Raw genomic sequence first — 12,153 nt, 5'->3', positions numbered from 1 at the left:
ACCCTAACCTCAGCCCGATGACACCCCTGGTCAATAGGGTCGGGTCCACGACGAAAGGACGACCATGCTGACAGTCAGCCCCTACATCATCCTCCGAGGCAAGGCGAAGCCGGCCATCATGTTCTACCAGTCGGTCTTCGGCGGCGAACTCGCGATCACGATGCAGTCCGAGTACAACCCCGACCCGGCGGTCGCAGACCTGGTGATGCACGGCCAGCTCACCACCGACACCTTCACCCTGATGGTCTCGGACGACCCGCGCAGCGGCGAGGAGCTCCCCTCCGGCAACATCCAGATCTGCGTCTGGGGCGACGACCTCGAGACGGCGCGGGCCTGGTTCACAGCGCTGAGCGACGGCGCGGACGTCACCACCCCCTTCGCGCCCCAGATGTGGGGCGACCACTACGGCGACCTGACCGACAAGTTCGGCGTCTCGTGGAGCGTGGACGCCGGCACGCCCAGCTGATTTAACATTCAACTGACGACGGAGTACCGTGGAGGCGAGACCTTCCGAAGGAGCACCATGACCGCCACGGACATCCGCAACGAGACCAGCGTTCCCGTCAGCAGCCCCCTCGCCCACCGGTGGAGCCCTCGCTCGCTCGACGGCGCCCACGTCCTGAGCGCCGAGGACCTCACCGCGCTGGGCGAGGCGGCCCGCTGGGCGCCGTCCGCCATGAACCTGCAGCCGACGCGCTTCATCGTCGCCCGCCGCGGCACCGACACGTTCGCCAAGATCGCCGAGAGCCTCGCCGGGTTCAACCAGGTGTGGGCGCCGCGCGCCTCGGCCCTCGTCGTGGCGCTGGCGGAGACCGAGCGCGACGGCCGCCCGGTCCGCTGGGCCGAGTACGACCTTGGCCAGGCGGTCGCACACCTGACCATCGAGGCCGCCGACCGCGGGCTCGTCACCCACCAGATGGGCGGGTTCGACGTCGACCAGCTGCGCTCCGTCTTCCGCATCGACGCCGCGTTGACCCCCGTCACCGTCATCGCCGTCGGGCGCTACGACCCGGCCGCCGACATCGACGAGGCCGTCCGCGAGCGCGACCTCGAGCCCCGCACGCGTCGCGACCTGGACGACCTCACGCTCATCCTCGACATCTGATACCCCACGACCCCGAGGGCCCGGAGCTTCACGCCCCGGGCCTTCGCCGTGCCCACACAACCCTGATTGTCTCGATTTCATAACGCGTGAGAGCGCTCTCTTGACATGGGTCGCCGATCGACTCTACGTTCATCACAACCCGGGGAATCGCAACGAAGCCTCCGGAACCGCCGACAGAGAGAGCGCTCTCAAAGTCGGCCAACACAAGGGAGTGAACGTGTCCAACCACCGCTCACGGCTCCTGGCAGGTCTCGCCAGCGCCGTCTCAATCACACTGCTGGCGACGGCGTGCTCCGGCACGACCACCGACGGCAGCACGAGTGCCGCCACCGGGTCGGCATCCGCCGAGTCCACCGAGCCCATCGAGCTGACCGTCACGACGTTCGGCACCATGGGGCTCGACGACCTCTACGCGAAGTACGAGGCCGACCACCCGAACATCACCATCAAGGCCAACAACATCGACACCGGCGGCAACGCGCTGACCGACTGGCAGACCAAGCAGGCCGCCGGTTCCGGGCTCCCCGATGTGCAGGCGGTCGAGGAGGGCTGGCTGAGCAAGGTCATGCAGGTCTCCGACTCGTTCACCGACCTGCGCGACTACGGCGCCGACGACATCAAGGGCAACTGGGTCGACTGGAAGATCGCCCAGGCCACCGACAGCAACGGCCGCATCATCGGCTACGGCACCGACATCGGCCCCCAGGGCGTCTGCTACAACTCGAAGCTGCTCGAGGAGGCCGGCATGGCCTCCGACCGCGACGGCTTCGCCGAGCTGCTCGGCGGCGACAGCGCATCCTGGGAGACGTTCTTCGAGGTCGGTCGCCAGTACCACGAGAAGACCGGCAAGGCGTGGTACGACCAGTCCGGCTTCGTGTGGAACTCCATGGTCAACCAGCTCGACGAGGGCTACTACAAGGCTGACGGGACGCTCAACGTCAAGGACAATGAAGAGCTCAAGTCCCGCTGGCTGATGCTGGCCGACGCTGCGGCCGACGGCCTGTCCAGCGCCCAGACCCAGTGGGACTGGGGCGGCGGCAAGGCCTTCGTCGACGGCTCGTTCGCGACGTTCGTGTGCCCCGGCTGGATGCTGGGCGTCGTCAAGGGCCAGGTCGAGGCGGGCGGCGGCGACGCCGACTCCGGCTGGGACTTCGCCGATGTCTTCCCGGGCGGCGCGTCCAACTGGGGCGGCTCGTTCCTGACGGTCCCCACGACCTCTGAGCACCCGAAGGAGGCCGCCGAGCTGGCGGCCTGGCTGACCGACGCGCAGCAGCAGGTCTCGGCCTTCCAGGCGGCCGGTGCGTTCCCCAGCAACCTCGAGGCGCAGAAGGACCCCGGCGTGACGGGCCCCTCCGAACTGACGGAGTTCTTCAACGACGCGCCGATCGGCGAGATCCTCGCCAAGCGCGCCGAGGGCGTCAAGGCCCAGTACAAGGGCCCCGATGACTCGGTCATCCAGGAGCAGGTCTTCGGCCCCAGCGTCCAGGAGATCGACTCGGGCAAGGCTGACGGCCCCACCTCGTGGGACAACGCCCTGAAGCTGCTCGACACTGTCGTCGCCAGCTGACGCACTGACGCACACCACACCATAGAAGGGCGCGACGCATGCACTCGACCACGGCCAGACAGACCCGTCCGGGGCTGACCTTCCGCCAGCGGCTCAGCCGCTGGGACGTGAAGTACTCCCCCTACGCGTACGTCGCGCCCTTCTTCATCCTGTTCGGGCTGATCGGCCTGTTCCCGTTGGTCTACACCTTCGTGGTGTCGCTCAACAACTGGAACCTGCTGACCGGTCCCGGCGACTGGGTCGGGCTCGCGAACTTCACGCGCGAACTCTCCGACCCGCTGTTCTGGAACTCCATCTTCAACACCTTCAGCATCTTCCTGCTGAGCTCGGTGCCCCAGATCATCACGGCCCTGGCGCTCGCGGCGATCCTCGACCAGAACCTCCGTGCAAAGACGTTCTGGCGGCTGTCGATCCTGATCCCCTACGTCGTCACCCCCGTGGCGGTGACGCTGATCTTCTCCAACATCTTCGGCGAGAAGTACGGCCTGGTGAACAACATCCTGCAGTCCTTCGGCCTCGATCCGGTGATGTGGAAGACGGAGACGCTGCCCAGCCACCTGGCCATCGCCACCATGGTCAACTGGCGCTGGACCGGCTACAACGCGCTGATCCTGCTCGCCGCGATGCAGGCCGTGCCGCGCGACATCTACGAGTCCGCGGCGATCGACGGGGCCGGCGCCGTGCGCAGGTTCTTCTCCATCACGGTTCCCAGCATCCGCCCGACGATCATCTTCGTCATCATCACCGCCACCATCGGCGGCCTGCAGATCTTCACCGAGCCGAAGCTCTTCAACGCGACAAGCTCGGTGCCGGGCGGCCCGCAGCGGCAGTACCAGACGACGGTGCTCTACCTGTGGGACCTCGCCTTCAACCGACAGCAGTTCGGCCGGGCGGCCGCCGTCGCCTGGCTGTTGTTCCTCCTCATCGTGGCCATCGGCATCCTCAACTTCATGCTGTCGCGCACCATCGCGAGCGCGGAGTCACGGGCCGGCCGCACCCGCCGGTCCAGAAAGGCACTGTCATGAGCGCGACCCGCAAGCCGAACCGGGGCGTCGGTGACCTGTCCCGCCCCCGCTGGTTCGTCTACGCCCTGATCTCCGCCTTCTTCATCGGCGGCACGTACCCGTTGTACTGGTCCTTCGTGATCGGCTCCAGCGACAAGTCGGCGCTCACCAGCACCTGGCCGCCGCTGCTGCCGGGGGGCCAGTTCTGGGCCAACGCGCAGGAGGTCTTCGCCACCGTCGACTTCTGGAAGGCGCTGACGAACTCGATCATCGTGTCGTCGGTCATCACATGCTCGGTCGTCATCTTCTCGACGCTCGCCGGCTACGCGTTCGCCAAGCTGCGGTTCCGCGGCCGCGACGGGCTCATGATCGCCGTGATCGCGACGATGGCGGTGCCGACGCAGCTCGGCATCATCCCACTGTTCATGCTCATGAAGCAGTTCGGCTGGACGGGCACGCTGGGAGCTGTGATCGTCCCGACGCTCGTGACGGCGTTCGGCGTCTTCTTCATGCGGCAGTACCTGGTCGACGTCATCCCCGACGAGCTGATCGAGGCCGCCCGCGTCGACGGCGCCTCCATGCTCCGCACGTTCGTCAACGTCGGGCTCCCCGCGGCCCGGCCCGCGATGGCGATCCTCGCCCTGTTCACATTCATGACCGCCTGGACCGACTACCTGTGGCCGCTGCTGGTCGTGCCGCAGAACCCGACGCTCCAGGTCGCGCTCAGCCAGCTGCAGTCCGCGCGCTACGTGGACTACTCCGTCGTCCTCAACGGCGCGGTGCTGGCCACGCTCCCCCTCCTCCTCCTGTTCGTCGTGGCGGGCAAGCATCTCGTGTCCGGCATCATGGCGGGTGCCGTCAAGGGGTGAGATGACTATGCTCCTCGCATGGCTGACAAGGCAGAGGCGGTGAGGCGCGGCATCCCGACTCTCGAGGAGGTGGCGACACGCGCCGGGGTATCACGCGCGACGGTGTCGCGCGTGGTCAACGGCCACCCCACCGTGCGGCCCGAAGCAGTCGAGAGCGTCAACCGGGCCATCGACGAGTTGGGCTACGTCCCGAACCGCGCCGCGCGCTCCCTGGCGAGCAACCGGACGCAGGCCATCGCGCTTGTCGTCCCCGAGACCGCGGCACGCATCTTCGCCGACCCGTTCTTCGCGTCGGTGGTCCAGGGCGTCGCAACCACGCTCAACGACACGGACTACACGCTGACGATGCTGATCGGCTCCGAGAACAACGCCGCGAAGACCCGGCGCTACCTGCTCGGCGGCAACGTCGACGGGGCCATCGTCATCTCTCACCACACGGGTGACCACTCCTACAAGGACCTCGGCCAGGTGCTGCCCGTCGTGTTCGGCGGCCGCCCACTGGGCGACTCCCCCGGCGCGGTGGTGGTCGACGTCGACAACGTCGACGGGGCGTCCAGGGCCGTGACGCACCTGATCGGGCGCGGCTGCCGCCACATCGCCGCCATCTCGGGCCCGCAGGACATGCGGCCCGGCGTCGACCGCCGGCTCGGCTGGCAGGAGGCGCTCCTGATGGCGGGCCTGACGCCCGGACCCGAGGTCGTCGGCGACTTCTCCACGGAGTCCGGCCTGGCCGCTGCCCGACGGCTGCTCGAGCTCGACCCGACGGTTGACGGGCTGTTCGCGGCCAACGACCAGATGGCCATGGGCGCGCTGCAGGCGCTGCGCGAGGCGGGGCTGCACGTGCCCGACGACGTCGCGGTGGTCGGGTACGACGACTCGTTCTTCAGCAGCACCATCGAGCCACCGCTGACCACCATGCGGCAGCCGATGATCGCGATGGGCTCGGAGCTGGCGACCACCCTGGTCGCGCTGATCGAGGGCCGCCCCGTCGACCCGGTGACGCTGCTGCGCGCCAAGCTCGTGGTGCGCGCCTCCGCCTGAACGGCTACTCGTCCTCGTCCTCGGCGACGGCTCGGGCAAGCGGGTCGATCCCCGCGGGGTGCAGCGCCGGATCTGACTCCGGGAAGGTCCGCACAGGGCCCGGCCCGGTGCGCCTCGTCTCGAAGCGGACCGTGACCCGGCCCAGCCCGGAGCCCCACACCCAGCCCCGGCCCATGTCGTCGTGCACCACGTCGGCCCCCGGGTAGTAGCGCACGCTGCCGCGCACCCCGCTCAGGCCGACCTCGGATGCCTCCGACACTGCGCTCGGGGGCGGCTCCTCGTCGCCGAACAGCCGCTCCTGGGCCGCGAGCGCGAAGCCGCTGACGCCCAGCCCCAGCAGACGCACCCCGGCCCGGACGTCGACCTCCCCCAGGGACGCCAGCCCCGCGGCCGTGATCTCGTCGACCTGGTCCGTCGCCCCGCCGAGGCTCCGGGCGATCGTGCGGGTGCTGAAGTCGGCGAAGCGGACCTTCAGGGTCACGGTCCGGGCGAAGAAGCCGGCCTTGTTGAGCCGGGCGACGACCGAGGCCGCGTCGCGCACGAGGATCGCCTCCAGCTGGGCCCGGTCGGTCAGGTCGACGGCGAACGTGTCCTCCGTCGAGATGGACTTCGGGTCGCGGACGGGCTCGACGCGCCGCGCGTCGCGCCCCCAGGCCAGCTCCGAGAGCCCGGCCCCCGCGGAGGCGCCCAGCTCGCGGATGAGCTCCGCCGGGTCCGCCTCCCGCAGGTCCGCGACGGTGTAGCAGCCGATCGCGATCAAGCGCTGCTCGGTGGCGGGCCCGACGCCGGGGATGGCGCGCACCGGCAGCGGGGCCAGGAAGTCGAGTTCCTCGGCCGGGTCGAGGATGCGGATCCCGTCGGGCTTGCCGGCCTCGCTGGCCAGCTTGGCGAGGAACTTGGCACTGCCGACCCCCACGGACGCGGTCAGCCCCTCCGTCCGCTCCGTCAGCTCGGCCCGCAGCCACTCGACCCGCTCGACCAGCTCGTCGTCCGGCCACCCGGACGGCTCGAGGTCCACGAAGGCCTCGTCAAGGCTCAGCGGCTCGACCAGCGGCGAGACCTCGCGCAGGAGTCCCATCACGATGCGCGACGACTCGCGGTAGGCGTCGAACCGGCCGCCGAGGAAGGCCGCGCGCGGGGCGCGGCGCCTGGCTTCGGAGCCCGACATCGCCGATCGCACGCCGAACGCCCGGGCCTCGTAGGAAGCGGTCGCGACGACGCCGCGGGGTCCGGCTCCGCCGACGACGACGGCCTTCCCGCGCAGCGAGGGCTTGTCGCGCTGCTCGACGGCGGCGAAGAACGCGTCGAGGTCGAGGTGCAGGATCCGGCGGGGCATGGCACGGCCACACTACCCAGCCGCGGCCGCCCAGCCCGCCGCGCGCCCCGAGAAGATGCAGCCGCCGAGGAAGGTCCCCTCCAGCGCGCCCTGCCCGTGCACACCGCCGCCGCCGAAGCCGGCCGCCTCCCCCGCCGCGAACAGCCCGCCGACGGCGGCACCGTCGGCGCGCAGGACGCGCGAGTCGAGGTCGGTGAGGATGCCGCCGAGGGCCTTGCGCGACAGGATGTTGAGCCGCACCGCGATGAGCGGGCCATGCGCCGGGTCGAGGATCCGGTGCGGCGGCGCCACGCGGATGAGCCGGTCCGTGCGGGAGCGACGCGCGTTGTGGATCATCATGACGCCGATGTCCTTGCTGAACGGGTTAGCCACCTCGCGGTCGCGGGCGACGATCTGCGCCTCGAGCGCCGCCGGGTCGAGCGGCGTCGCGCGCGAGATCGCGTTCATGCCGGCCACCAGTTGCGGCAGCGTGTCGGCCACGACGAAGTCCTCGCCGCGCTCCTTGAACCGCTCGACGGGCCCGGGCGCGCCCTTGGCGAGCCGGGAGCGGACCAGCAGGCCGAGGTCCCGGCCGGTGATGTCGGGGTTCTGCTCCGAGCCGGACAGCGCGAACTCCTTCTCGATGATCGTCTGGGTCAGGACGAACCAGGAGTGGTCGAATCCGGTGGCCAGGATCTGCCGCATCGCGCCGAGCGTGTCGGCCCCGGGCACCCCGGACTGCCCCGCCAGCCGCCGGCCGGTCGCGTCGAACCACATCGACGACGGTCCGGGCAGGATCCGGATCCCGTGGTGCGGCCAGACGGGGTTCCAGTCGTGGATCCCCTCGGTGTAGGCCCAGAGCCGGTCGCGGTTGACGACGCTCGCGCCCGCCCGCTCCGCGACGCCGATCAAGCGGCCGTCGACGTGCGCGGGTACGCCGGAGATGAGGTGACGCGGCGCGGGGCCGAGCCGGTCCACGGGCCAGGCCTCGCGCATCGCGTCGAGGTCTCCGCCGATGCCGCCGGAGGTGACGACCACCGCGGCTCCCCTGGCCTCGAACTCGCCGACCACCTCGCGCGACGAGGCGACGGCCCTGGGCGCCGGGTCGTCGGCCAGCACCGAGCCCCGCACCCCGACGACGTCGGTCCCCTCGGTCAGCAGCGCGTCGACCCGGTGCCGGAAGGCGAACTTCACGAGCCCCCCACGCTCGGCCTCCAGCACAGGGGCGGCGAAGATCTCGACGACGCGCGGCCCGGTACCCCAGGTCAGGTGGAAGCGGGGCACCGAGTTGCCGTGGCCCGTCGCGGAGCCGTCGCCGCGCTCGGCCCAGCCGACGAAGGGCAGCGCGCGCCAGCCGAGCCCGTGGAGGTAGTCCCGCTTGCCGCCCGCGGCCCAGTCGACGTAGGCCTCGGCCCACCGTCGGCCCCACCCGTCGCCGTCGCCGAAGCGGGCGGTGCCCTGCCAGTCCTGCCAGGCCAGCTCGGGCGAGTCCCGGATCCCCATCCTGCGCTGCTCGGGGCTGTCGACGAGGAACAGCCCACCCAGCGACCAGAAGGCCTGGCCACCGAGGTTGGCGCGCGACTCCTGCTCGATCACCAGGACCCGGCGGCCGGCCCTGGTCAGCTCATAGGTGGCGACCAGGCCGGCGAGCCCGGCCCCTACGACGACAGCGTCTGCATGGAAGTCCATGACGCCGCATCGTAGGGGCCCGACGGCCCCTCGAGGGCGCAGCTCAGCCGGTGGCTTCCCCCGATGACCCGGCGGCGGCTCCCGTCGGGCAGCGCCAGGGTGGCGGGCACCCCGTCGGGCAGGGCGACGTCGAGGTCGAACGTCTCCCCCGCCGTCGACCACGCGACGGTGACGGGGCCGGCGGGCGTGCGGCGGGTGGCCCGCACCCGGTCGAGGCCCGGGCCGGGGCGCGGCTGGATCAGGACCTCGGCGAAGCCCGGCCGCGCGGGCCTGATCCCTGCGACGGCGCCGTACAGCCAGCCGGCGACGGCGCCCAGCGCGTAGTGGTTGAAGCTCGTCATGTCGCCGGGGTTGATGGAGCCGTCGGGCAGCATCGAGTCCCAGCGCTCCCAGATCGTGGTCGCGCCCATCTTGACCGGATACAGCCAGGAGGGGCAGCCCGTCTGCAGCAGCAGCCGGTAGGCGTCGTCGACGTGGCCGTGCTCGGACAGCGCCCACGTCACGTAGGGCGTCCCCGCGAACCCCGTGGTGACGACGTGCCCGCGCTCCCTCACCAGCTCGGCGAGGCGGTCGGCTGCCCAGACGCAGTCCGCGTCGTCCAGCAGGCCGAAGCAGATGGCGATGGCGTAGACGGTGGCGCAGTCGGAGGCGATGCGGCCGCCGCCGACGTAGGCATCGTTGAAGGCGCGGCGGAGCCGGCCGGCCAGCGCCGTCCACCGCGCCGCGTCGGCCTCGCGGCCCAGGATGTCCGCGGCCTCGGCGACGAACGCCGCCGAGCGGTGGAAGGCCGCCGTGGCGACCACGCCGGGGTCCGCCTTGGCGGCCCACGGCTGGTCCGGCGGCGCGTCCGGGTCGAGCCAGTCCGCGAGCTGCATGCCCGTGTCCCACAGGCCCGACGGCGACAGCAGCGGCTCGATCGACTCGAGGTAGGCGACCATGCCGGGATAGTGGTCGCCGAGCCTGCCCCAGTCCCCGTAGGCCTCCCACAGCGCCTTCGGCACCCACACCGCGGCGTCCCCCCAGACCGCCTGGGAGTGGACGTCGCGGAACATGGCGTCGGCGGCGTAGTGGCCGTACTTCAGCACGTCCGGCACGACGACGGGCACGGCGGGCGGGTCGTGGTGGACCGTCTCCGCTGCCAGGTCGAGCAGCCAGGAATGCAGGAAGTCCGCGACGTCGAACTGTGCGGCCGCCGTCTCGGCGAACACCGCGATGTCGCCGGTCCAACCCAGCCTCTCGTCGCGCTGCGGGCAGTCGGTCGGCACCGAGAGGAAGTTGCCCTTCTGCCCCCAGACGACGTTGCTGACGAGCCGGTTGACCAGCGGATCGGAGCACTCGAAGGACATCGTCGGCGTCATGCCCGAGTGGATCACGACGGCCTCGAGGTCGCCCGGGTCGAACCCGACGGGCAGGCCGTCGACCTGCGCGTAGCGGAAGCCGTGGAAGGTGAAGGTCGGCTCGAAGACGTCGTCACCGCCCGACAGGGTGTAGCGGTCGGTGGCCGCGGCCCCGCGCAGTGGCCGCGTGCCGAGCTCGCCACGTTCGAGCACCTCGGCGTGCGAGACCGTGACGACGGCCCCCTCCTCGCCGCGTACCCGCAGCCGGATCCAGCCCACCAGGTTCTGGCCGAAGTCGACGAGCGTCCGACCCGACGGTGACGTCCAGATGCGCCTCGGGGACAGCACCTCGTGCCGGCGGATGGCCGGGGCAGCCTGCGCAACCAGCGTGCAGCGGTCCAGGTCCGAGATGCGGACTGGGAGCGCCCGGCCGCCGCCGATGCGCGCGTCGACGCTCTGCCCGTTGTAGAACGAGTTCGCGGTGATCTCACAGGTGTCGGCCGCCCAGCCGGGTCCAGTGGTCAGGCGCTGCCGCGTCCCGTTGGCATACGTGATCTCGAGGGCCGCGAGCAGGCCGATCTCCTCGCCGTAGTTCGCGGAGAGCCCCTCGAAGCCGTAGTCGCCGCGATACCAGCCGTTGCCCACCCTCGCCTCCAGGACGTGCGCGTCGCCGTCGGCGAGCAGCGCCGTCACGTCGAACCGCTGCACCTGGAGCCGCCACTCGTAGGCCGTCCAGCCCGGGTTCAGGACGTCCCGCGTGACGGGCCGCCCGTCGACCGTCAGCTCGTAGACGCCGTGCGCGGTGGCGTGGATCACGGCGGAGACGACCTCGGCGGCCGGCCGGTCGAGGGTCACGACGGTGGCGAACCGGAGCACCTCGCCCCGCTGGGCGTCTGCGGTGATGAAGGCCGCGTCGGCCAGCGCCGACCGCGCCCCCTCGTCCGGAGTCATCTCGTCGCGCCGATCAGCGCGCCGATCCCGGCCCCGTTGCTCCGGGCCACCTCGCCCAGCCAGTGGGCCGACGGCTTGGGGGTGCGTCGCTGCGTCGTGCGGTCGACGGCGATGAGCCCGAACTTCGGCGCGTAGCCGAAGATCCATTCGTAGTTGTCGAACGCGGTCCAGGCGATGTAGCCGCGGACGTCGACGCCGTCGCGGATGGCCTCGGCGAGCCCCTCGAGTGCCCCCTCGAGAAATCCGACCCGCTGCGCATCGTCGTCGGTGGCCAGCCCGTTCTCGGTGACGACGACAGGGACCGCCGCCACGTCCCATGCCTCGCGGACGGCCGCGGCCAGGCCCGCCGGGTAGATCTCCTCGCCCTGCGAGTTCACCGGCATGCCGGGCTCGGCGCCCAGGAGACCGTCGGCGCCGAAGACGTGCCGGCCATAGTTCTGGATGCCGACGAAGTCGTCGTCCCGGGAGATCTCCAGGAAGCGGACGTTGACCGCCGCGCGCACCCGCTCGGCGTATGCCTCCCCGCCCGGCGCGGCCTGCACGTCGGTGTTGGCGAGCGTCCAGCCGACAGGCAGGTCGGGCCGGACGGACTTGATGGCCTCGGTGGCTGCCCGGTGCGCGGCGACCTTGATGGCGAATCCCGTCGGGGTGGCGTTGAACTGGAACGGCGCGATCCGCGCGGGATCGATCCCGAGCTCCGCCGCCGCGTTGGCCCACACCGGGATTTCCGCCCTCGCCTCGGGCGGCTCGCCGGTGATGCCGAGCTCGGCCAGCAGATAGGGCAGGTTCGGCTCGTTGAGGGTGCAGGCCATGTCGATGAGATCCCCCAGGTGCTCCATCGCGACGGCGCAGTAGCGGGCGAACCGGGCCGGGGTCTCCGGGTCCTCCCAGCCACCGGCGGCCAGCAGCCAGCGGGGGCTGGAGAAGTGGTGGAAGGTCACGACGGGCCTCAGCCCGTGCGCGTGACACTGCTCGAGCATCCTCCGGTAGTGGTCGAGCTCCGCCACGGAGTACTCGCCGGGGGCGGGCTCGATGCGGGCCCACTCGAGCGAGAAGCGGTAGGTGTCGAAGCCGAGCGAGGCGATCAGCGCGATGTCCTCGGCGTAGCGGTGGTAGTGGTCGAGCGCGTCGCCGGAGGGTTCGGCGAAGATCGTGCCGGGCACGTGCTCGAGCAGCCACAGGTCGGAGTTGGTGTTGTTGCCCTCCACCTGGTGCGCCGCGCTCGCGACGCCCCAGAAGAAGCCCTCGGGAAACGATGTCGTCATGTTCTGGTCC

At 71.0% G+C, this 12,153-nt stretch carries 10 protein-coding genes; 6 read left to right on the top strand and 4 right to left on the bottom strand.

The window, feature by feature from the left end; translation table 11 throughout:
- The first annotated feature begins 64 nt into the window (after nt 1–64).
- The 6 genes from KDB89_RS04490 to KDB89_RS04465 all read left to right on the top strand — a co-directional run bounded on the left by KDB89_RS04490 (nt 65) and on the right by KDB89_RS04465 (nt 5,586).
- Nucleotides 65–466, top strand: coding sequence for a VOC family protein (locus KDB89_RS04490; protein WP_219083668.1), 402 nt, complete (start codon nt 65–67; stop codon nt 464–466).
- A gap of 57 nt (nt 467–523) precedes the next feature.
- The gene (locus tag KDB89_RS04485) at nt 524–1,105 is read left to right on the top strand and encodes a nitroreductase family protein (protein WP_219083667.1); all 582 of its coding nucleotides are present in this window, start codon (nt 524–526) and stop codon (nt 1,103–1,105) included.
- Between the two features lie 217 nt (nt 1,106–1,322).
- Complete coding sequence (locus KDB89_RS04480) at nt 1,323–2,672, top strand: ABC transporter substrate-binding protein (RefSeq protein ID WP_219083666.1); 1,350 nt, start codon at nt 1,323–1,325, stop codon at nt 2,670–2,672.
- Between the two features lie 38 nt (nt 2,673–2,710).
- Entirely contained in the window at nt 2,711–3,697 is a 987-nt protein-coding gene (locus KDB89_RS04475; protein WP_219083665.1) for a carbohydrate ABC transporter permease, read from the top strand.
- A complete protein-coding gene (locus tag KDB89_RS04470; protein ID WP_219083664.1) occupies nt 3,694–4,545 on the top strand; it encodes a carbohydrate ABC transporter permease in 852 nt (283 codons plus the stop codon). The genes KDB89_RS04475 and KDB89_RS04470 overlap by 4 nt, the downstream gene beginning before the upstream one ends.
- Before the next feature lie 18 nt (nt 4,546–4,563).
- Nucleotides 4,564–5,586: a LacI family DNA-binding transcriptional regulator gene (locus KDB89_RS04465; protein ID WP_219083663.1), complete on the top strand. Its 1,023-nt coding sequence runs from the start codon at nt 4,564–4,566 to the stop codon at nt 5,584–5,586.
- Between the two features lie 4 nt (nt 5,587–5,590).
- Here the strand turns inward: KDB89_RS04465 and KDB89_RS04460 are convergent, their stop codons facing one another.
- From KDB89_RS04460 to KDB89_RS04445, 4 genes are read right to left on the bottom strand one after another with little or no spacing between them, the layout of a single operon-like run.
- Nucleotides 5,591–6,922 carry a DNA polymerase IV gene (locus KDB89_RS04460; protein WP_219083662.1) on the bottom strand — a complete coding sequence of 444 codons (1,332 nt, stop codon included), beginning with the start codon at nt 6,920–6,922 and terminating at the stop codon, nt 5,591–5,593.
- A 12-nt stretch (nt 6,923–6,934) separates the two neighbouring features.
- Nucleotides 6,935–8,590, bottom strand: a complete 1,656-nt coding sequence (locus tag KDB89_RS04455; protein ID WP_219083661.1) for an FAD-binding dehydrogenase — start codon at nt 8,588–8,590, stop codon at nt 6,935–6,937.
- Nucleotides 8,560–10,878 carry an alpha-L-rhamnosidase gene (locus tag KDB89_RS04450; protein ID WP_219083660.1) on the bottom strand — a complete coding sequence of 773 codons (2,319 nt, stop codon included), beginning with the start codon at nt 10,876–10,878 and terminating at the stop codon, nt 8,560–8,562. The genes KDB89_RS04455 and KDB89_RS04450 overlap by 31 nt, the downstream gene beginning before the upstream one ends.
- A complete protein-coding gene (locus KDB89_RS04445; RefSeq protein WP_219083659.1) occupies nt 10,875–12,143 on the bottom strand; it encodes a glycoside hydrolase family 1 protein in 1,269 nt (422 codons plus the stop codon). The genes KDB89_RS04450 and KDB89_RS04445 overlap by 4 nt, the downstream gene beginning before the upstream one ends.
- Between the last annotated feature and the right edge of the window lie 10 nt (nt 12,144–12,153).

This window comes from Tessaracoccus palaemonis (genome assembly GCF_019316905.1).
Taxonomy (GTDB): domain Bacteria; phylum Actinomycetota; class Actinomycetes; order Propionibacteriales; family Propionibacteriaceae; genus Arachnia; species Arachnia palaemonis.
Note: the sequence above shows the minus strand (reverse complement) of the source record. Positions and strands in the feature narration are given on the sequence as shown.

What these genes read in the sequence shown, in the direction of transcription:
- KDB89_RS04490 (WP_219083668.1), top strand. Translation starts at nt 65, where the DNA reads ATGCTGACAGTCAGCCCCTACATCATCCTCCGAGGCAAGGCGAAGCCG.
- KDB89_RS04485 (WP_219083667.1), top strand. Translation starts at nt 524, where the DNA reads ATGACCGCCACGGACATCCGCAACGAGACCAGCGTTCCCGTCAGCAGC.
- KDB89_RS04475 (WP_219083665.1), top strand. Translation starts at nt 2,711, where the DNA reads ATGCACTCGACCACGGCCAGACAGACCCGTCCGGGGCTGACCTTCCGC.
- KDB89_RS04470 (WP_219083664.1), top strand. Translation starts at nt 3,694, where the DNA reads ATGAGCGCGACCCGCAAGCCGAACCGGGGCGTCGGTGACCTGTCCCGC.
- KDB89_RS04465 (WP_219083663.1), top strand. Translation starts at nt 4,564, where the DNA reads ATGGCTGACAAGGCAGAGGCGGTGAGGCGCGGCATCCCGACTCTCGAG.
- KDB89_RS04460 (WP_219083662.1), bottom strand. Translation starts at nt 6,922, where the DNA reads ATGCCCCGCCGGATCCTGCACCTCGACCTCGACGCGTTCTTCGCCGCC.
- KDB89_RS04455 (WP_219083661.1), bottom strand. Translation starts at nt 8,590, where the DNA reads ATGGACTTCCATGCAGACGCTGTCGTCGTAGGGGCCGGGCTCGCCGGC.
- KDB89_RS04450 (WP_219083660.1), bottom strand. Translation starts at nt 10,878, where the DNA reads ATGACTCCGGACGAGGGGGCGCGGTCGGCGCTGGCCGACGCGGCCTTC.
- KDB89_RS04445 (WP_219083659.1), bottom strand. Translation starts at nt 12,143, where the DNA reads ATGACGACATCGTTTCCCGAGGGCTTCTTCTGGGGCGTCGCGAGCGCG.